Raw genomic sequence first — 20226 nt, 5'->3', positions numbered from 1 at the left:
GTGCCCGTGCCCGAGGTGGTGCGCCCCGCGCCGCAGGCGCCGGCCATCACCAGCGTGCCGGTGGCGCCGCCGCCGGCTCCGCCCGCACCCCCGGCCCCGCCGCCCGAGGCCCCGCCGGCCCCGCCCGCGCCGCCGGTGCGCGTGGCGCCGGTCATCAACTTCTCCGGCTGCGCCAAGCCCGAGTACAACGCCGCCGCGCGCCGCGCCGAGGCGCAGGGCTCGACGCTGATCAGCTTCCTCATCGACACCGACGGCCGCGTGCTGGAAAGCCGCATCGACCGCTCCGCCGGCGCCACGCGCGAGCACAAGATGCTCGACCGCCTGGCGGTGGAGGCGCTGTCGCAGTGCCGCTTCAAGCCCGGCAGCGTGAACGGCCAGCCCGAGCGCTCCTGGTCGCGCGTCGAGTACGTCTGGAAGCTGCTGGACTGACGCGCGCCCCCCGGCCGACCGCCCTCATCGACCCTCGCCCCCGAACATGCCCTCCACCAAGAACAAGTTCCTCTCCTGGCCCCGGCTGCTGAGCGCGGGGCTGCTGACGCTGGCCCTGCACGCCGGCGCGCAGACCGCATCCGCACCGGCGCCCGCCCCTGCGCCCTCGCCCGCCGCCACCGCCGCGCCGGCCGCCACCACGCAGCAGGCCGTGGAGAACCCCTACGGCCTGGCCGCCATCTGGGAACAGGGCGACCTGGTGGCACGCGGCACGCTGGTGCTGATGCTGCTGATGTCGATGGGCAGCTGGTACGTCATCTTCACCAAGCTGGCCGAGCAGCAGCGGCTGATGAAGAGCGCGCAGGCCGCGGCCAAGAGCTTCTGGAACGCCGACAGCGTGCAGGCCGGCACGCAGACGCTGCAGGAGCGCAGCGCCTTCCGCTTCGTGGCCGAGGCGGGCCTGAAGGCCAGCGAGCACCACGAGGGCAAGCTCACTGAGCAGATCGACCGCCACACCTGGATCTCGATGTCGATCCAGCGCGCCATCGACAACGTCGCGAGCCGGCTGCAGGACGGCCTGGCCTTCCTGGCGACCGTGGGCTCGACGGCGCCCTTCGTGGGCCTGTTCGGCACGGTCTGGGGCATCTACCACGCGCTCACGGCCATCGGCATCAGCGGCCAGGCCAGCATCGACCGGGTGGCCGGCCCGGTGGGCGAGGCGCTGATCATGACCGCCATCGGCCTGGCCGTCGCCGTGCCGGCGGTGATGGGCTACAACTGGCTGATCCGGCGCAACAAGGCTGCCATGGAGCAGGTGCGCAGCTTCGGCAGCGACCTGCACAGCGTGCTGCTGGCCGGCAAGCGCTGAACGCCCCGCCGAGGACTTTCGCCATGGCCATGGGCGTGGCGCCGCAGGACGGCGCGGGCGACGACGAGACGATGATCTCCAGCATCAACACCACGCCGCTGGTGGACGTGATGCTGGTGCTGCTGATCATCTTCCTGATCACCGTGCCGGTGGTCACCGCCTCCATCAAGCTGCAGCTGCCGCTGGAGCGCAACCAGCCCACGCAGACCAAGCCCGAGAACATCGTGCTGGCCGTGGACCAGGGCGGCGCGATGTACTGGAGCATGGAGCCGGTGAGCCTGGAGCAGCTGCTGGCGCGGCTGCGCGCCGAGGCCGTGAAGGACCCGCAGCCCGAAGTGCACATCCGCGGCGACCTGGCCGCGCGCTACGAGGCCGTGGGCCGCGTGGTGGCGGCGTGCCAGAAGGTGGGCATCCGCAAGGTCGGTTTCATCACCGAGCCGCCGGCCGCCGGCGGGCGCTGAAGCGAACACGAGGAGCAAGCGCCCATGGCGATGCAGTTCCGCAACGACGACGACGGGGACGGCCTGATGGCCGAGATCAACACCACGCCGCTGATCGACGTGATGCTGGTGCTGTTGATCATGTTCATCGTCACCATCCCGATCCAGACCCACGCCGTGAAGATGGACCTGCCGGTGGCCGCCCCGGCGAACCCGCCGGAGCCGCCGCGCATCGTGCGCATCGGCGTGGACGCGGCCGGCACCGTGAGCTGGGACGGCGAGGCCCTGACCCGCGAGGCGCTGGAAGCGCGGCTCGCCACGGCCGCGGCGCAGACGCCGCAGCCCGAGCTGCACCTGCGCTCCGAGGCCGACGCGCCCTACGCCGCCGTGGCCGGCGTGCTGGCCGCCGCGCAGCGCCAGCGCGCCACGCGCATCGCGCTGGTGGGCAACGAGCGCTTCCTGCCCTGACACCCTCCCCCAGATTCCGAGAAGAGACGAGCATGGACCTGCCCGACTACATGCAAGCCGTCGGCGACGGCGTGTACGCCATCGACACCGCCTTCCAGCGCGACCACTTCGACGCCGCCTGGCTGCTGGTGGAAGACGGCCGCGCCGCCTTCATCGACACCGGCACGAACCACGCCGTGCCGCGGCTGCTGGGGGCGCTGGAAGCGCTGGGGATCGCGCGCGAGGCGGTGGAGATGGTCATCCCCACGCACGTGCACCTGGACCACGCCGGCGGCGTCGGGCGGCTGATGCAGGAGCTGCCCGCCGCGACGCTGTGGGCGCACCCGCGCGGCGCGCGGCACCTGATCGACCCGCGCGCGCTGTACCAGGGCGCGCTGGCCGTCTATGGCGAGGAGGAAATGCAGCGCTCCTACGGCCGCCTGGTGCCGGTGGACGCGGCGCGCGTGCGCACCACCGAGGAAGGCATGGTGCTGGACCTGGCCGGCCGCAAGTTGCGCGTGCTGGACACGCCCGGCCACGCGCGGCACCACCACTGCCTCTGGGACGAGACCAGCCGCGGCGTCTTCACCGGCGACACCTTCGGGCTGAGCTACCGGGAATTCGACGTGGACGGCCGCGCCTGGATATTCCCGACCTCCACACCGGTGCAGTTCGAGCCGGGGCCGCTGGGGGAGTCGGTGAGGCGGATTGCGGCTTTGAATCCGGAGAAGCTCTATCTCACGCACTTTGGGTGCGTGCGGGATGTGGCGCGGCTGGAGGGGCTGTTCCTGGAATTGCTCGACGGGATGGTGACGCTGGCGCTGCTGCTGCGGGAGGCGCCGGAGCGGCATGAGAAGCTGAAGGAGGAGTTGTTTGATCTGTATCTGGGTAGTCTGCGGGTGCATGGGTGCGGGCTGACGGACGAGCAGATCCATTCCCTGCTGGAAATGGATCTGGAGCTTAATGCGCAGGGGATTGGGGTTTGGTTGTTGAAAATTTAAAACAATGTCTTTAATGAAAATCGCTGGCGATCTCTATCAACATATAATTTAAACAATTAAAACTTTACGCACCAACATATTTAAAATAAGCGATCGCTATTATGCCCACATAAAAATAATATTGAAATTCTGCATATTTAACCCGTTATCCTCAACCAAGCATGCTACAATGTGTTGCCTACAGCAATCTTTGCATAAGGAGTCAGCATGATACCGCTTGAGGACATATACAACAAAGGCGTTAATCTATTGCTTGGATCAGGCGCTTCGTTTGGCCTTTTCCCAACATTGCAACTTGGAATTACGAATGAATCAGGGAAAAGTTGGACTTTAGAAGAACTTGCTACAGTATTTGAATTAACAGAAGATCAGCGATATATTCCGTTGTTTATGCATTATTACACACAGTGCATTCTTCCAGCGCAACGCTTTTCCATTCCATCCACCACAGACAATACTGGTAAAACTGTCATCGAAAATTATCGGTTGTTCTTGCAAACACTACTTGCGCTCGTTCAGCGCCGTCAGTCATTGGACAAAAGATGCAACGTCTTTACCACAAACTATGATGGCTGCATTCCTCTTGTAGCAGATGACCTTATCAACTCAGGCACACATGACTTTTTGATCAATGACGGCACACGAGGGTTTCGCACAAAGATATTGGAAGCGCGAAATTTCAACAGTTATTTATGTCACAGTGGCGTTTTCGACCGACACAGCAGCAGCATCCCACAAATTAACTTAATTCACTTGCATGGATCAGTCTACTGGAAAAAGTCGCGTGGCCGCATTGAAGTAGATTACAACACTCAACAAACACCTTTGCTAGACAGCGTTGCAACAGAGAAGTTATCCGCATTTTCAAATGTTTTAGGCAATCCCAAAAAAAGTGTGTCAGACTTACCAATGCCAGAATTTTCCAAGCCAGAACTTGAGAAGTTCAAGGCAGCATACGATCAAATACCGATAGTAAACCCTACCAAATGGAAATTTCACGAGACAGTTTATGATGAACATTATTATCAAATGCTTCGCATGCTCAGCTACGAATTAGAAAAGCCGAACGCCGTGCTCATTACATTCGGCTTTTCTTTTGCTGACGAACATATTCTTAATCTAGTCAAACGCTCCCTTTCAAATCCACGTCTCCAAGTATATGTATGCTGCTATGACGCCGCATCTCACAGCAGAATGTTAGAGCACTTTTGCCAACATCCTAATGTAACATGCCTAACCCTCCAAGAAGGCATACCTATGTCTTTTACCGAATTCAATAACCAAGTTTTTCGCATAAAACAATCAAGCATTGATTCCGAAAAAACGTCGTCTGCAGAAAAGACTGAAGACACAGACAATGATTTTTTGAAAGCAAAATAACATGAGCATTCGCATTGGAGAAGTTATTGGTGTCCAAGGCATCAGGATTACCCTAAGAATTGATGAAGACTCCAATCATGAAGTACTATTTTATGAAGGACAGAAATATAAGGGCGTCTCCATTCGAGAATATATATCCATACAGCGCGGCTTTCGCGACATAATTTGCATTATTGAAGGAGAATATTTAGACGAAAGCAGAGTTGAAAGCAGCAACGGAAAATTAGGTTATATACGCAAAGTTGAAGCAAGGCCTATCGGATTTTTTGATACAGATGGATTCCAGCAAGGCATTAAGTTTATGCCGATGATCCAAGATCCCGCATATCTTTTGCCTGAAAGCAAAATTGCTTCAATTTTTGACCGAAGCAAGGCAGGCGATAATTTCCAAATCGGAAAGATGTTAAAAGAGGATATCCCAGTCAGCTTGCCATGGCGACGCTTATTCAATAGTCACATTGGTATTTTTGGAAACACGGGCAGCGGGAAGTCCAACACATTGGCAAAGCTTTATACAGTTCTATTTAACAACAAACTTCACTCGATAGTGGGGAAAAGCAGATTTGTTATTATTGACTTTAACGGCGAATACACTGGAAACCAACTTGCCCCCAACACCGAAAAGATTGTTTATTCCCTATCAACCCGCCCTTTGAAAGACACCGAACAGCAGAACAATAAATCTGTTTTTCCTTTAGAAAGCGATGAATTCTGGGATACTGAAACACTATCCCTTCTTTTTCAAGCCACCACCAATACTCAACGCCCTTTTCTTAATCGAGTAATTGAAGGAAGGCGACGCTATGAAAAAAGCAACGACTCCATTAATGCATATGCCAAGAAAAAATTTCGAGATGCCTTTTGCGCAGGACAACCCAAGGCAGCCACTCTAGATTTAATGAGAACCATAGCTCGAGTCGCCAACAATCAAGAGTTAATCCAAGCACTTAAGAATGTAAATTGGCACTCGTTGTATTCAAAATTTTTTCAAGGAAACATTTACTTTAACACTGACGGTTCGGAATACGACAAAAATATATTAACCACCGTTGACTCCTTGGATGTATCCACACTTGATGCATTTGATCAGTTAATTATTCGAGTTAACTTGCAGCTAATTGGAGACCTCATTAACGGCTATGTTCAATTCGATCACATTCAACCCCTTTTAAAAAGAATCGAATCCTCGCTGGTGAGTTTAAGAAGGGTGATAAGCGTAGGAGATGGAGTTGCCATTGAAAAACTCGTCACCGTAATATCTCTCCGACGCTGCAATAATGAAATCAAAAAGGTACTTCCGTTACTTTTCGCGAAGCACTACTACAACTCTCACCGCCACACGGTCAATACCCCTCCAGATAAAACGATGCATCTCATTATTGATGAAGCACATAACATTCTATCCCAGCAGTCCAATCGTGAAAGTGAAAGTTGGAAAGACTACCGACTAGAGCAGTTTGAAGAGATTATAAAAGAAGGTCGGAAATTTGGCGTATTTATCACAGTATCTAGTCAACGCCCCGCTGACATTTCGCCAACTATCGTCTCACAGCTCCATAACTTCTTCATACATCGGCTTGTTAATGAGAGAGATCTTTTTCTTATGGACAACTCCATAAGCACTCTGGATAATATTTCAAGGAGCTTGATTCCCGGACTTGCCCAAGGTAGTTGTGTTGCAACAGGAACAGCATTTGAACTTCCAATGCTACTTCAGGTGGATCGACTGCCGCATGATAAACAGCCAGCGAGCGAGGATGTAAATCTAGAAATTCTTTGGAGCTAAACTAGACGCAACTCAAAATTCACCTTCAGCCCTCAGATTTTCGCGACCTGCGGAGACAGCCTTTTCAAATCCTTAGCATCAGGAAAGCTCAACACATAACAATGGCTAGATAATATTTGTGCCAAGAGAATCCCTAACCACTTTCGGCTCAATTTTTCTTTTGTGAAACGAAAGGCCCCTCATGGCAGACATCGCCTTCGGTTTGGATGAACGAGTCTTCGTGATCACCGGCGCCGCCCAAGGCATCGGCGCCGCCTGCGCGCGGCGCCTGGTGATCGACGGCGCCCGCGTGGCGCTGTGGGACCTCGCCGACGACGCCGGCCGCGCCCTGGCCGACGAGCTGGGCAGCGAGGACGGCCTCGCGCTGTACCAGCGCTGCGACGTGTCCAGCGCCGCCGACGTGCAGGCCGCCATGGCCGCGACGCTGACCTTCTTCGGCCGCGTGGACGGTTTGATCAACAACGCCGGCATCTTCCGCGCCGCGGAGTTCCTCGACGTCACCGAGGCCGACTGGGACGCCGTCCTCAACGTCAACCTCAAAGGCGCCTTCCTGGTCGGGCAGGCCGTGGCGCGCGAGATCGTGCGCCAGGGCACGCCCGGCGCGATCGTCAACATGAGCTCGGTCAACGGCCGCACCGCCATCCCTAGCATCGCCAGCTACAACGCCAGCAAGGGCGGCATCGACCAGCTCACCCGCGCCATGGCGCTCTCGCTCGTGAAGCAGCGCATCCGCGTCAACGCCGTGGCGCCGGGCACCATCGCCACCGAGCTGGCGCGCCAGGCGGTGCTCACCAGCGAGGAGGCCAAGACGCGCATCCTCAGCCGCACGCCGATGGGGCGGCTGGGCGAGCCGGAGGAGGTGGCCAACACGGTGGCCTACCTGCTCAGCGACGCGGCCAGCTACGTCACCGGGGAGGTCGTGGTGGTGGATGGGGGGCGGATGGCGTTGAACTACACGATGCCGGCCAACTAAGACCGTCAGATTTCGGCGGCAGCCTGACAGCCTGGAGGCATGGGCGGACCGTCCCCTGCTCCGTCATTCCGGCGAAAGCCGGAATCCACGCGCGCCGATGCGCTGGAACGGCCACCAACGGCACGTGCCTGCGCCGGCCAGTGAGGCACCGCGGCGTTCGTGGATTCCGGCTTTCGCCGGAATGACGGATCAAGGTGCGGGCCGCCCGTACTGACGGGCTGCAGACGGCAGCCGATGCCCGGCCAGCTGCGCCTCCTGCGCCGTCATTCCGGCGAAAGCCGGAATCCACGCGCGCCGATGCGCTGGAATGGCCAATGCCGGCACATGCCTGCGCCGGCCAGCGAGGCACCGCGACGTTCGTGGATTCCGGCTTTCGCCGGAATGACGACGTTTCGTCTCCGGCCGCCCTTACTGGCGCGCGACGGCTGGCACACTCCCCCGCTCCCCCTTGCATTACTCAGAGGACTAAACATGCGACTCCTCCACACCATGCTGCGCGTGGGCAACCTGCAGCGCTCCATCGACTTCTACACGCAGGTGCTGGGCATGGAGCTGCTGCGCACGACGCAGCGGCCCGAGCAGCAGTACGACCTGGCCTTCGTCGGCTACGCCGGCGGCAACCCGGGCCAGGCCGAGATCGAGCTGACCTACAACTACGGCACCGAGAAATACGAGCTGGGCACGGCCTACGGCCACATCGCCATCGGCGTCGAGGACGTGGCCGCCACCTGCGCCGCCGTGCGCGAGAAGGCCGCGGCCCTGGGCGGCGCCATCACCCGCGAGCCCGGCCCGGTCAAGGGCGGCAACACCGTCATCGCCTTCATCACCGACCCGGATGGGTACAAGGTGGAGCTGATCCAGCGGGGGACCTGAACGGTCCCGATCGCGGCAGCGATCAAACAGATCCCGTCATCCCGGCGAAAGCCGGGATCCACGAACCCCGGGCCGCATCCCGGCCGGCGTGGATTCCGGCTTTCGCCGGAATGACGGGGAAACGCTGCGGCTTCGATCCACCCGACCCACCAGCGCCCAGCGATCTCCCCATGTACCAGCCCAAGCACTTCCAGCAGCACGACCCCGCCACCCTGCACGCGCTGATGCGCGCGCACCCGCTGGCGACGCTGGTGCGCACCGGCGCCGACGGCGTGCCCGTCGCCGACGTGATGCCGCTGGAACTGGTCGCCGACGCTGGCCCGCACGGCACGCTGCGCGGCCACGTGGCGCGCGCCAATCCGCTGTGGCGCGAGGCCGACGGCCAGACGGTGCTGCTGCTGTTCCACGGGCCGCAGGGCTACGTCAGCCCGGGCTGGTACCCGTCCAAGGCGCAGGACCCGCGCGTGGTGCCGACCTGGAACTACGCGCTGGCGCAGGCGCGCGGCCCGCTGCGCGCCGTCGAGGACGCCGCCTGGCTGCGCGCCGAGCTGACGCGGCTGAGCAGCCGGCACGAGGCGGCGGTGGGCGGCGACTGGAGCCTCGCCGACGCGCCGGCCGACTACGTCGAGAAGATGCTCGGCGCCATCGTCGGCATCGAGATCCTCATTGAATCCCTGGAAGGCAAGTTCAAGCTCAGCCAGAACCAGCCGGGGGTGAATCGGGATGGGGTGGAGCGGGGGCTGGAAGGGTTGGGGGCAGCGGCGCTGCTGGCGAGCATGCGGGCGACGCGGTGAGCGGCGGCTGCGCCCTGTACCTGGTCGAGGCAGACGACAGCCGATAGCTGGCCGGCTGCGCCCTCTACTTCGTCATTCCGGCGAAAGCCGGAATCCACGCGCACCGTGGCGGTGGAACGGCCGACCCTGGCAGATGCCTGCGCCGGCCAGCGAGGCACCCCGGCATTCGTGGATTCCGGCTTTCGCCGGAATGACGGATCGGGGTGCGGGAGGCCCGTACTGACGGGCTACCACGTCAAGGCCAAGAGTGGCCCGGAGAGAAGCCGCGTCACCCCCGCAACGCCTGCGCCTCCCGCGCCAGCTGCGTGATCCGTCCCCAGTCCCCGGCCGCCACTGCGTCCGCCGGCGTCAGCCAGGAGCCGCCGCAGACCTTGACGTTGGGCAGCGCCAGGAACTCCGGCGCGTTCTGCGGCGTCAGGCCGCCGGTGGGGCAGAACACCACGTCGGTGAACGGCCCGCCCAGGGCTTTGAGCATCGGGATGCCGCCCGCCGCCGTCGCCGGGAAGAATTTCAAAAAGCTCAGCCCGTCCGCATTGGCGGCCATCACCTCGCTGGCGGTGGCGACGCCGGGCAGCAGCGGCAGCCCGATCTCGCGGCACTCCAGGCTGATCTCCGAGACGTAGCCCGGCGTCACCGCGAACTGGCAGCCGGCGTCGCGCGCGGCGCGGGCATCCGCCACCGAGCGCACCGTGCCGGCGCCGACGATGGCCTCCGGCACCTCGCGCGCGATCAGCTCCATGCACTCCAGCGCCACCGGGGTGCGCAGCGTCACCTCCAGCACGCGCACGCCGCCGGCCACCAGCGCCTGCGCCATCGGCACGGCGTCCTGCACGCGCTGCAGGACGATGACGGGAATGACCGGCCCATACCCGGCCAGCTCCAAAGCGTTGTTCACAGCCATGTGCAGGCGCCCTCCTCGGCGCTGTTGACGTTGCGGCGCATGCCGCCGAAAAGCTCGCGGCCCAGGCCGTGGGCGTTGTCCGCGGCCTGTTCCGGAGAGAGGGTTTCAACCGGGCGCGCGGCCCATTCGGCATCGTCGATCAGCACCTGCAGCGTGCCGGCGACGGCGTCGAGCCGGATCAGGTCGCCGTCGCGCACCCGCGCCAGCGGCCCGCCGTCCAGCGCCTCGGGCGTGACGTGGATGGCCGCGGGCACCTTCCCCGACGCACCGCTCATGCGCCCGTCGGTGACCAGTGCCACCATGTAGCCCTTGCCCTGCAGCACCGCCAGCGGCGGCGTCAGCTTGTGCAGCTCGGGCATGCCGTTGGCGCGCGGGCCCTGGAAGCGCACCACGGTGACCACGTCGCGATCCAGCTCGCCGGCCTTGAAGGCGGCCATGAGCGCTTCCTGCGAGTCGAAGACGCGCGCCGGCGCCTCGACCACGTGCCGGTCCGCCGGCACCGCCGACACCTTGATGACGCTGCGCCCCAGGTTGCCGGTGAGCAGCTTCAGTCCGCCCGTGGCCGAGAACGGCGCGCCGTGCGTGCGCACGATGGCCGGGTCGATCGGCGACGGCGGCAGCGCGCGCCAGGAAAGCCGGCCGTCGTCGCGCACCGGCACCTGGGTGTAGGCGCCGATGCCGCCGGGCGAGACGGTCGCCACGTCCGGGTGCAGGCAGCCGCCTTCGAGCAGCTCGCGCAGCACGAAGCCGGGGCCGCCGGCGCGCTGGAACTCGTTCACGTCGGCACTGCCGTTCGGATAGACCCGCGCCAGCAGCGGCACCACCGCGGAGAGGTCGGCGAAGTCGCTCCAGTTGATGAGGATGCCGGCCGAGCGCGCCACGGCCACCCAGTGGATGAGATGGTTGGTCGAGCCGCCGGTGGCCAGCAGCGCCACCAGCGCGTTGACGATCACGCGCTCGTCCACCTGCTCGCCGATGCACTGCTTGCGCTGCACCAGCGACAAGGCGGTGCGCACGGCCTCGCGGGTGAGGTCCTCGCGCAGCGGGTCGCTGGGCTGGATGAAGGCGGCGCCGGGCACGTGCAGGCCCATGGCTTCCATCAGCATCTGGTTGCTGTTGGCCGTGCCGTAGAAGGTGCAGGTGCCGGGGCCGTGGTAGGCGGCGCTCTCGGCCTGCAGCAGCGCGTCGCGCCCCACCTTGCCTTGCGCGTACTCCTCGCGCACGTGCGACTTCTCGGTGTTGGACAAGCCGCTGCTCATCGGCCCGCCGGGCACGAACACGCAGGGCAGGTGCCCGAAGTGCAGCGCGCCGATGAGCAGGCCCGGGACGATCTTGTCGCAGATGCCCAGCAGCAGCGCCGCGTCGAACACGTCGTGGCTGAGCGCGATGGCCGTGCCCATGGCGATGGTGTCCCGCGAGAAGAGGCTGAGCTCCATGCCGGGCGTGCCCTGGGTGACGCCGTCGCACATCGCCGGCACCCCGCCGGCCACCTGCAGCGTCGCGCCGTTCCTGCGGGCCTCGTCGCGCAGCAGCGGCGGGTAGCTCTCGTACGGGTGGTGCGCCGACAGCATGTCGTTGTAGGCCGTGACCACGCCGAGGTTGGGCGCGCGCTCGGCCACGATCTTGAACTTGTCGCTGCTCGGCAGCGCGGCGAAGGCGTGCGCGACGTTGGCGCAGCCCAGGCGGTCGCTGCCGCGCTGGCGGCCGGCCAGGCGCCGTACCTGCGCCAGGTAGGCGCCGCGCGTGGCGGCACTGCGCTCGCGGATGCGATCGGTGATGTCGAGGATGGCGTTCTTCATGAGCGTGGCGGCGTCCTGTAACCCGGTTACTCATTCTGGCGTAACCGGGTTACATGGTCAATCGTGTGGAGTTTTTGGGGGCGGGCAAGCGAGGCACCCGCTACGCTGCCTGTCATGAACGAGGCTGTTCTGCACGAAGCCCTGCGGCTGCGCGACCCGGCCGCGCTGCTGGCGCAGGTGCTGCGGCAGTGGGAGGACTTCGGGCGCGGCGACCTGTGGGTGTTCGGCTATGCGTCGCTGATCTGGCGCCCGGAGTTCGAGGCCGAGGAGTCGCGGCAGGCGCAGGTGTTCGGCTACCACCGCGCGCTGCGCATGCGCTCGCGCATCAACCGTGGCACGCCGGAGCGCCCGGGCCTGGTCTATGCGCTGGTGCCCGGCGGCTGCTGCCGCGGCGTGGTGTACCGGCTGGCGGCGGGGCGCGTCGAGGAGGAATTGCCGCGGCTGTGGGCGCGCGAGATGCCGACCGGCGTGTACGACCCGCGCTGGCTGCGCTGCGCCACGGCGCAGGGCCCGGTGCGGGCGCTGGCCTTCACGCTGAGCCGGCGCAGCCCGGCCTACACCGGCCAGCTCAACGAGGACGAGCTGCTGGAGGTGCTGCGCCACGCGCGTGGCTGCTTCGGCACCACGCTGGAGTACGTGCACCTCACGGCCACCGCCCTGCGCCGCCACGGCATGCCCGACCGCGAGAGCGAGCGGCTGCTGGCGCTGGCGCGAAGGCATCGGTTGATCGACAGGGAGTGATTTCGGCTGCGTTTGAACGTGAACCTACACGTTCGCCCCACACATCCCTTCGCCCCGAATCCCCACCCGTTCGCCCTGAGGTATCGAAGGGTGAAGCCGTCAGGCTCGGATGCCCGCACACAGTGCGGGCCGTTCATCCTTCGATACCTCAGGACGAACGGAATACTTGCCTGTCCTTGTTTGGGCCTGCATGGACTTGTCGAGAAGGAAAACCCGCCGTCAGAACGCCGGCGGCGCCGGCGCGAAGGCGCGGGGCGCGGGCACCTGGTGCAGCCGGTGCGCGTCCTGCAGCGACTCCAGGTCGAGCTGCGTGCCGGGGTCGTCCACGTCCACGCCGCAGGACGGGTAGCGCGCCACCAGGCGGCGCGCGCCGCTGTCGTCGGGCAGCTGGACCAGCTCCGAGTACAGCTCGGCGGCGAAGCCCACCGGGTGGCCGCGCCGGCCGGCGTGCTGCGCGTAGGTCACGGCATGCACGCGCAGCGCCTGCGCCACGGCCTTGAGCGTGGCCGGCTGCACCAGCGGCATGTCCGCCGGCAGCACGACCCAGCCCGAGGCGTCGGGCCGCGTGCCGACGCCGGCGGCGATGCACTCGCCCAGGCCCGGGGCGACCTTGCGGCCGTCGGGCAGCCTCGTTTCCGGCAGCACCACCACGTCGCGCGCGGCCACCAGCGCGCGAGCGCTGGCCTCGAGCACCGGCGTGGTCACCACCAGCACCGGCAGCTCGCTGGCCACGGCCTGGCGCAGCGTGGCGTCGAGCATCTCGGCGTCATCGAGCTGGCGCGGGGCGCGCAGCGGCCCGTAGAAACGGCTGCCCCGGCCTGCGGCAAGCACGACGATCGTGGGGCAGAACGCCCGGTCCAGCACCATTTGAGAATCCTCCGCAACACCCGTCCGGCGTGCAATGGGCGCAGTCTCGTTGCAGTGCAGCAAGAATCACAGTGGGAATCGCCCCTAGGGGGGACCTCGCAAGGGGGATGCCCTGTCCCCGGGTTTATCCTGTGGCGATGGACACCCGACTTGCAGATTTGCGCAAGAGCTACGAGCGCGCCGAGCTCGATGAGACCGCCTCCCAGGCCGACCCGCTGCAGCAATTCGAGCTCTGGCTGCAGCAAGCGCTGGAAGCGCAGCTGCCCGAGCCCAACGCGATGACGGTGGCCACCGTCGGCGCCGACGGGCGGCCTTCGACCCGCGTGGTGCTGATCAAGGGCTGCGACGCGCGCGGCATCGTCTGGTACACGAATTACGACAGCCGCAAGGGCCGCGAGCTGGCCGCGCACCCTTTCGCGGCGCTGCAGTTCCACTGGGTCGAGCTGGAGCGCGTGGTGCGCATCGAGGGCCGGGTGGAGAAGGTCAGCGACGCGGAATCGGACGCCTATTTCGCCTCGCGCCCGCTGGACTCGCGCCTGGGCGCGTGGGCCTCGCCGCAGAGCCAGGTGATCAGCGGCCGCGCCGTGCTGGTGGCCAACGCCGCCAAGGCCGGCGTGCGCTTCGGCCTGAACCCGCCGCGCCCGCCGCACTGGGGCGGCTACCGCCTGGTGCCGGACCGCTGGGAGTTCTGGCAGGGCCGCAAGTCGCGGCTGCACGACCGGCTGCAGTACCGGCTGGAGGGCGGGGCGTGGATCAGGGAGCGGCTGGCGCCGTGACTTGACTGGGGTCCTCCGCCCGCTTGTTACTTGCTCGCGAAACAACCCGTTCGCCCTGAGGTATCGAAGGGTGAAGCCGCAAGGCTGGCCTGCAGGCCAGGAGCCGTCGGTTTCATGAACCGTTCGGACTGAGGTATCGAAGGCCGAATCCGGTAGGCTCGAATGGCGGCACCACGGTGCGGGCCGTCCACCCTTCGATACCTCAGGGCGAACGGAGTGAGTTGCTCAAGACGAATGCGCAGGCATCACGCCGCCCTCACCCGCTCCCTGAACGTCTTCCTGAACTTCTCCACCTTCGGCGCCACCACGAAGGCGCAGTAGCCCTGGCCGGGGTGGTTCGCGAAGTAGTGCTGGTGGTAGTCCTCGGCGCGGGAGTAGCTCGCTTCGGGCATCAGCTCCGTCACCACCCGGCCGCCCGATGCCGCGTTGACCTCGGCCAGCACCTCGCGCGCCACCGCCGCCTGTTCTTCACCGTGGGTGTAGATGCCGGAGCGGTACTGCGGCCCCACGTCGTTGCCCTGGCGGTTGCGCGTGGTCGGGTCGTGGATGGTGAAGAAGATCTCCAGCACCTCGCGCAGCGAAATGCGCTCCGGGTCGAAGGTGACGCGCACCACCTCGGCGTGGCCGGTGTCGCCGTTGCACACCTGCTCGTAGGTCGGGCGCGGCACGTGGCCGTTGCTGTAACCCGATTCCACCGCCAGCACCCCATCGACCAGCTCGTACACCGCCTCCAGGCACCAGAAGCAGCCGCCGCCCAGGGTGATCGTCTCGGAAGCCATGCGTCGTCCTTTCGCAAGTGCGGCCGCTCCATGCGGCCGCTTCGGGACGATTCTGCGGCCCGGACCAGAGCCCTTGCGGGCGGGTCCGGGTTCCGGCTCAGTGCATCACGGCTGGTAGGTGATGCGGTAGATGGCGCCGACGTAGTCGTCGGAGACCAGCAGCGAGCCGTCCTTCATCACCGCCACGTCCACCGGGCGGCCGCGCAGCGTGCCCTCCTCGTCGAGCCAGCCGCTGGCGAAGACCTCGGTCTTGTCGGCGGTGCCGTCGGGCTTGAGCGAGGTGAACAGCAGCTGCGCGCCGTTGGGCTTGGTGCGGTTCCACGAGCCGTGCTGCGCCGAGAAGATGCCGCCCTGGTACTTCGCCGGAAACTGCCGGCCCGTGTAGAAGGTCAGGCCCAGGTCGGCGGCGTGCGCCTCGGTGAGCACCTGCGCGGCCGTGATGTTGGGCGGCAGCGGGTCCTTGTCGTAGCCGTGCTCGGTGATGCGGGTCTTGCCCTGGATCCACGGGTAGCCGAAGAACTGCCCCGGCTTGGTGGCGCGGTTGATCTCGCCGTGGGGAATGTCGTCGCCCATGCCGTCGGTCTGGTTGTCGGTGAACCAGAGCGAGCCGTCCTTGGGGTTGAAGGCCTGGCCCACGGAGTTGCGGATGCCCGTGGCATAGACCTCGCGCTTGCTGCCGTCGAAGGCGTTCATGCGCACGATGCCGCCGATGCCCCACTTGTTGTAGTGCGCCAGCTTGTCGCGCGGCTGCACGTTGAAGGGCTGGCCCAGCGTGACGTAGAGCATGCCGTCGGGCCCGACGCGGCAGGTGCGCGCGCCGTGGTTGAAGCTCTCGTCCTCCACCGGGATCAGCCCGCCCTGCGGCACGACCTCGATCACGGCCACGTCCGGGCCCTCGTAGAAGAACTCGGCCGCGGGGAAGTTGAGGATGCGGTTGTGCTCGGCAACGATCAGGAAGCCGTCCTTGGTCCAGCACACGCCGTTGGGGTTGGTGAACTTCAGGCTCGGCGCGAAGGCCTTCACCTCGTCGGCATAGCCGTCGGAGTTGCGGTCCGTGACGGCCCAGACCGTCGTCTTGCGCGTGCCCACGAACAGCATGTTGGCCGTGGGCGCCACGGCCATGTGGCGCGCGTCGGGCACGACGGCATAGAGGTCGATCTTGAAGCCCGGCGGCAGCTTCACGCGCTTGAGGTTCTCGCGGATGGCGTTGGCGTTGCGCCCCTCCTGCGGCACGGGCGGGATGTTGAGGTCGGTGCCCGAGACCTTGAACTGCTTGAGCTTTTCGATGTTGACGTTGGGCGGCAGCGGCGCCTGTTGCGCCTGCGCCTGCAGCGAGGCGCCGGCCAGCAGCGCGGCCGCGGCCGCGGCGGTGGCCAGCAGGCCCGGCTTGAACGGGTGACGGATGGACTTCATCGGTTCTTGTCTCCACCAGTGGGCCGCGGCGGCCGCCACACGGGCCGCCACGGGAGCCCGGCGTCTTGCCGCGCCGGGCGAGGCCACTGTGAGCGCGCCCGCAACCACGTGTCAGATGGGACAAGCCCCAATGCCGCGGCGCCGTGCGCCGTGCTGGTGCCGCCGCGGCGTGCCGTTTCAGCGCAGTGACAGTTCCACCCGCGGTGTCCAGGGGCCGGCCCGCCCGTCCGCGCCGTCCTCGTCCTTCTTCGTGTCCGGCTCGCGCAGCCGCGGCGCGGCCACGAACAGCCGCTGCCCGTCCACGCCCGCGGCCGTGAGCGCGTCGCGCACCGCCAGCGCGCGCTGCACCGCGAGCGAGCGCGCGCCTTCGGGCGTGACGGGAATGGCGGCCAGCAGCCGCTGCTCGATCTCCGCCGGCGGCAGCTCGCGCGCCAGGCCGATGAAGTTGCGCGGCTTGTCGGGCAGCGCCGTGTCGGCATAGACGCGGCGCAGCAGCCGCTCGCGCTCCTGCGGCGTGGGCGGCGCCAGCTCGGCCTGGCCGGTGGAGGTGCCCGCGCGCAGCGCCAGCTTGCGCTGCTCGGCGCGGATGCGTGCCTCCAGCTGCGCGCGGCGGATGCCGTCGCCTTCCGCCACCGGGTCGGCCTCGCCGGTGATGGTGGTCTGCAGCGAGGGCTTTTCCTTGAGCGCCTCGGCCGCGCGCTGCAGCACCTCCTGGCCGGCGGGCGCGGGCAGCGCGCTGCCGGGGTCGAAGGGCACGCGGCTCAGGTCCGGGCCGCCCGCGCCGGCCAGCAGCGCGAAGGGCGAGGTCACGGCCTTGAGCAGCAGGTTGCCGATGAGGCGCAGCACGATGCCGCCGATGCTGAACTGCGGGTCGTTGAGGCTGCCGCTGATGGGCAGGTCCAGGTCGATGTTGCCGTTGCGATCCTTGAGCAGCGACACCGCCAGCAGCACCGGCAGCCTGGTGGCGCTGGGCGACTCGACGCGCTCGCCGAAGGTCAGCTGGTTGAGCGTGAGACGGTTGCTGGCCTGCAGCCGGCCCTCGTTGTCGATCCTGTAGCCCAGGTCCACGCTGAGCTTGCCCTGCTCGATGGCGTAGCCGGCGTACTTGGCGGCGTAGGGCGTGAGCGGCGGCAGCTCCAGCCCGGTGGCGCGCGCGCGCAAATCGAGCTCGGGCGGATCGGCCAGCGGGTTGAGCGCGCCCTGGATGTCGAGCAGCGCGCTGCCGGCGGCGCGGCCGCGCAGGCTCAGCGCCGCCATGGCGGGCTGGTCCGAGCGCAAGGGCCCCAGCGTGCCGCTCAGCTCGGTGAGCTCGGCGCTGTAGTTCGGGCGCACGAAGCGGTCGTTGAAGTCCACCCGGCCGTTGACCAGCGTGGTCGTGCCCAGCGCCAGGTCCACGGGCAGCTCGCGCGTGCGGTTCACCGCCGGGCCGACCGTGACGTTGCCGCGCGCCGTGGCGGGCGCGGCCGCCGGCGCCGACGCCGCCGGCGCCGCGGCGGCTGCGCTGTCCAGCTGCACCGGCCGCCCGCGCAGGTCCTGCAGGTTGAAGCGCCCCTCCTCCGTGACGACCACGCGCGCATAGAAGTCCGACAGCGTCGCGGCGTCCAGCCGCACGCGCGGCTTGGCACCGGGTTGCACGGCGGCGTCCAGCCCCTTGAGCGTGAGCGCCTGCCAGCTCAGCAGCTCGTCGCCCGAAGCCCGGTCGCGCGCGGCCACGGCCTGCACGCCACCCAGCAGCGCGTCGCCGCGCACCTGCACGCGCAGGCCGTCGGCGGCGTTGGCGAGGGCCAGCTCGCCGTCGAAGCCGCCCTCGGCATGCCGCAGCACCAGCGGCAGGTCGGCGCCGGCGTAGGACTGCAGCAGGTGCAGTGGCAGCCGCTCGATGCGCCAGCGCCCGTCCAGCGCCAGCGGCGCGGGCTGCAGCCGGCCGCGCCACTGCACGCGCGCGGCCTCGGGCTGGCGCCGGCGCGGGTCGCGGATCTCGCGCAGCTCCAGTGACAGGCTGCCGGCGCGCTGTCCGGCCGCCAGCGGCCACTGCAGGTCCTGCAGCGCCAGCTGCAGCCGGCTCGCGGCCAGCTGCACGGGCGGCGCCTGCGGCGCGGGCTGCGCGTCGCGCCAGTCCACGCGGCCGTCGTCGATCTGCAATTGGCGCAGCTTCACCGCCCAGCCCCCGGACGCGGACGCGGAGGCGGCGGGCGCCGGCGCGGGGGCGGAGGCCGCGGCCGGCGGACCCCAGGACGCCGCGTTGAGCCGGCCCTGCGCGTCGCGCGCGAGCTGCAGCATCGGCGCCTGCAGGCGCAGCCGGCCGATCTCGGCCTCGCGCCGCGGCAGCGTCACGCGCACCTCCTCCAGCGCCAGCGCGTCCCAGGCGGCCAGCGGCGCCGCGGCGCGGGGCGCGTCGGGGTCGAGCAGGCGCAGCGCCTCCAGGCGCGCCTGCGCCAGCTCCGCGCTCTGCAGGCCGTCACGGGTCCAGCGCAGCCGGCCCTGGGCGCCGAGGCGGCCTTCCAGCCGCGGGCGCAGCGCTTGCGCCAGCACGGGGGCGAGCGGTCCCAGCGGCAGCCCCTTCAGTTCGAAACCCAGCGCGCCGCCCGCGGCGGCGGCCTCGCCGGAGAGCTTCAGACTGGCGGGCGGGATGCCCTCGCCTTCTTCGGGCCGCAGCAGCGCCTGCGCCTCGAAGGGCAGGACCTTGTCCTTGTCCAGCGGCCACTGGAGGGCCTGCGCCTGGGCGTCGAGCTGCTCCACGCGCCAGCGCAGTTTCAACATCTCGTCGCGCCAGTGCAGCGCGGCGCCCTTGACCTCCACCGTCTTGGCCGACACGGCCCAGCCGGGCTCGGCGGCGCCGGCCGGCGCGACCTTGTCGGCGGGCTTGTCGGCGGGCTTGCGCTCCGGCGCCAGCGCCGGCAACAGCCGCCCCCTCGCGTCCCGCCCGGCGTGCAAGGTAAGACCGTCGAGGAGCACGGGGCCGAGGGCGATGCGGCGCTGCAGCGGCTGCGAGGGTTCGATCTCCACCTGCAGCGACTTCCAGGCCAGCAGCGGCGCGTCCCGGCCGTCATGCAGGGCCAGGTCCTGCGCGTTGATGCGGCCTTGCAGGTCGAGCTGCGGCGCGCCGTCTTCGGCCAGGCGAAAACGCAGCTGCAGCTGGGCGCCGAGCCGGCCATCGCGCAGCTTCCATGCCGGCGGCAGGTAGGCGGCAAAGGGCGCGAGCTCCAGCGCGTCGAAGCGCAGCTCCAGGCTGCTGTCGCGGTGCTGCGAGAACGGGGTGGCGCTGGCGCCGCTGTCGAAGCGGCTGCCGTCGAGCACGAAGGCCAGGCGCGGCTGCACCTGCGTCGCCACGTCCGCCGGCAGGCTGGAGATGAAGGGCAGCGCCAGCTGCAGCTCGCGCAGCTCGTGGCGCGCGCCGCGGGCCGCGTCCTCGACGTCCAGCGCGCCCTGCGCCAGGCGCAGGTTGTGCAGCGCGAAGCGCGGCGGCGGGCCGTCGGGCTGGGGAGCTTCCTCGGCCGGGCTCAGCCGCGCCAGGAGGTCGTCGAGGTCGGTGCCGCCGCCGGCCAGGCGTTTCACGCGCAGTTGCGGCGCGTCGATCTCCAGCTCGCTGAGCACCGGGGCGCGCTTCCACAGCGAGCTGATCTCCAGGTTCAGCGCCAGGCGCCCGATTCGCGCCTGCGGCACCGGCGCCGGCGCCGGCGCGGACGCGCCCGGGGCGGCGGCTTGCGGCGCGCCGGCCAGCGCGACGCCCTCGGCCACCAGGCGCAGGTTCCAGGGCGTGAAGCGCACCCGCTCGACGCTGAGCTCGCGGCCCAGCAGCGCGCTGCCGCGCTGCTGCAGCTGCCACTTCAGCAGCGGCGGCACGTAGAGGGCACTCAGCAGCCACAGCAGCGCCAGCGCGATCGATACGGCCGCAACGCGACGCGCTGCACGCTTTCCCTTGAGCATCTTTTGTTTTCCGTACGGAACTGGGCGGGCAG

At 66.8% G+C, this 20226-nt stretch carries 18 protein-coding genes; 12 read left to right on the top strand and 6 right to left on the bottom strand.

The features are described from left to right. The 10 genes from FJ694_RS24625 to FJ694_RS24580 all read left to right on the top strand — a co-directional run. Window positions 1-429 (top strand): energy transducer TonB (locus tag FJ694_RS24625; protein WP_157269965.1); only part of this gene is annotated, 429 nt, incomplete at its 5' end. Between the two features lie 46 nt (window positions 430-475). Further along, on the top strand, window positions 476-1297 hold the full coding sequence (locus FJ694_RS24620; protein ID WP_157269964.1) for a MotA/TolQ/ExbB proton channel family protein: 822 nt from the start codon (window positions 476-478) through the stop codon (window positions 1295-1297). Between the two features lie 23 nt (window positions 1298-1320). Next, window positions 1321-1758 (top strand): ExbD/TolR family protein, encoded by a 438-nt coding sequence (locus tag FJ694_RS24615; protein WP_157269963.1) that lies wholly within the window; start codon window positions 1321-1323, stop codon window positions 1756-1758. Between the two features lie 24 nt (window positions 1759-1782). Continuing rightward, complete coding sequence (locus FJ694_RS24610; protein ID WP_157269962.1) at window positions 1783-2205, top strand: ExbD/TolR family protein; 423 nt, start codon at window positions 1783-1785, stop codon at window positions 2203-2205. 32 nt (window positions 2206-2237) lie between these two features. Further along, complete coding sequence (locus FJ694_RS24605) at window positions 2238-3185, top strand: MBL fold metallo-hydrolase (protein WP_157269961.1); 948 nt, start codon at window positions 2238-2240, stop codon at window positions 3183-3185. Window positions 3186-3392: 207 nt separating this feature from the next. After that, window positions 3393-4565 carry a hypothetical protein gene (locus FJ694_RS24600; protein WP_157269960.1) on the top strand — a complete coding sequence of 391 codons (1173 nt, stop codon included), beginning with the start codon at window positions 3393-3395 and terminating at the stop codon, window positions 4563-4565. 1 nt (window position 4566) lies between these two features. Continuing rightward, the gene (locus tag FJ694_RS24595) at window positions 4567-6351 is read left to right on the top strand and encodes an ATP-binding protein (protein ID WP_157269959.1); all 1785 of its coding nucleotides are present in this window, start codon (window positions 4567-4569) and stop codon (window positions 6349-6351) included. A gap of 181 nt (window positions 6352-6532) precedes the next feature. Further along, a complete protein-coding gene (locus tag FJ694_RS24590) occupies window positions 6533-7324 on the top strand; it encodes an SDR family NAD(P)-dependent oxidoreductase (protein WP_157269958.1) in 792 nt (263 codons plus the stop codon). Between the two features lie 471 nt (window positions 7325-7795). Beyond that, entirely contained in the window at window positions 7796-8197 is a 402-nt protein-coding gene (gene gloA / locus FJ694_RS24585) for a lactoylglutathione lyase (RefSeq protein ID WP_157269957.1), read from the top strand. A gap of 170 nt (window positions 8198-8367) precedes the next feature. Continuing rightward, a complete protein-coding gene (locus FJ694_RS24580) occupies window positions 8368-8991 on the top strand; it encodes an FMN-binding negative transcriptional regulator (protein ID WP_157269956.1) in 624 nt (207 codons plus the stop codon). A gap of 268 nt (window positions 8992-9259) precedes the next feature. Here FJ694_RS24580 and eda read toward each other — a convergent pair whose 3' ends face one another. Together eda and edd are read right to left on the bottom strand one after the other, a co-directional pair. After that, window positions 9260-9892, bottom strand: coding sequence for a bifunctional 4-hydroxy-2-oxoglutarate aldolase/2-dehydro-3-deoxy-phosphogluconate aldolase (gene eda, locus FJ694_RS24575; protein ID WP_157269955.1), 633 nt, complete (start codon window positions 9890-9892; stop codon window positions 9260-9262). Then, window positions 9883-11691: a phosphogluconate dehydratase gene (gene edd, locus FJ694_RS24570; protein WP_157269954.1), complete on the bottom strand. Its 1809-nt coding sequence runs from the start codon at window positions 11689-11691 to the stop codon at window positions 9883-9885. Before edd ends, eda begins: the two co-directional genes overlap by 10 nt. A gap of 114 nt (window positions 11692-11805) precedes the next feature. Between edd and FJ694_RS24565 the strand changes: the two genes are divergently transcribed. Next, on the top strand, window positions 11806-12432 hold the full coding sequence (locus FJ694_RS24565) for a gamma-glutamylcyclotransferase (RefSeq protein ID WP_157269953.1): 627 nt from the start codon (window positions 11806-11808) through the stop codon (window positions 12430-12432). A 219-nt stretch (window positions 12433-12651) separates the two neighbouring features. On the opposite strand, the gene FJ694_RS24560 is transcribed toward FJ694_RS24565, so the two are convergent. After that, on the bottom strand, window positions 12652-13299 hold the full coding sequence (locus FJ694_RS24560) for a nucleotidyltransferase family protein (protein WP_157269952.1): 648 nt from the start codon (window positions 13297-13299) through the stop codon (window positions 12652-12654). Between the two features lie 137 nt (window positions 13300-13436). Here FJ694_RS24560 and pdxH point away from each other — a divergent pair, with 137 nt between their 5' ends. Then, a complete protein-coding gene (pdxH, locus tag FJ694_RS24555) occupies window positions 13437-14075 on the top strand; it encodes a pyridoxamine 5'-phosphate oxidase (protein WP_157269951.1) in 639 nt (212 codons plus the stop codon). 245 nt (window positions 14076-14320) lie between these two features. Here the strand turns inward: pdxH and msrA are convergent, their stop codons facing one another. The 3 genes from msrA to FJ694_RS24540 form a co-directional block, all read right to left on the bottom strand. Continuing rightward, window positions 14321-14854: a peptide-methionine (S)-S-oxide reductase MsrA gene (msrA, locus tag FJ694_RS24550; protein ID WP_157269950.1), complete on the bottom strand. Its 534-nt coding sequence runs from the start codon at window positions 14852-14854 to the stop codon at window positions 14321-14323. A gap of 105 nt (window positions 14855-14959) precedes the next feature. Beyond that, on the bottom strand, window positions 14960-16267 hold the full coding sequence (locus tag FJ694_RS24545) for a PQQ-dependent sugar dehydrogenase (protein WP_157269949.1): 1308 nt from the start codon (window positions 16265-16267) through the stop codon (window positions 14960-14962). 177 nt (window positions 16268-16444) lie between these two features. Continuing rightward, window positions 16445-20194 (bottom strand): DUF748 domain-containing protein, encoded by a 3750-nt coding sequence (locus tag FJ694_RS24540; RefSeq protein WP_157269948.1) that lies wholly within the window; start codon window positions 20192-20194, stop codon window positions 16445-16447. Window positions 20195-20226: the final 32 nt, after the last annotated feature.

Origin of the sequence: Azohydromonas aeria (genome assembly GCF_009760915.1) — a bacterium.
GTDB lineage: Bacteria > Pseudomonadota > Gammaproteobacteria > Burkholderiales > Burkholderiaceae_C > Azohydromonas > Azohydromonas aeria.
This window is presented reverse-complemented; position numbering and strand designations above follow the sequence as displayed.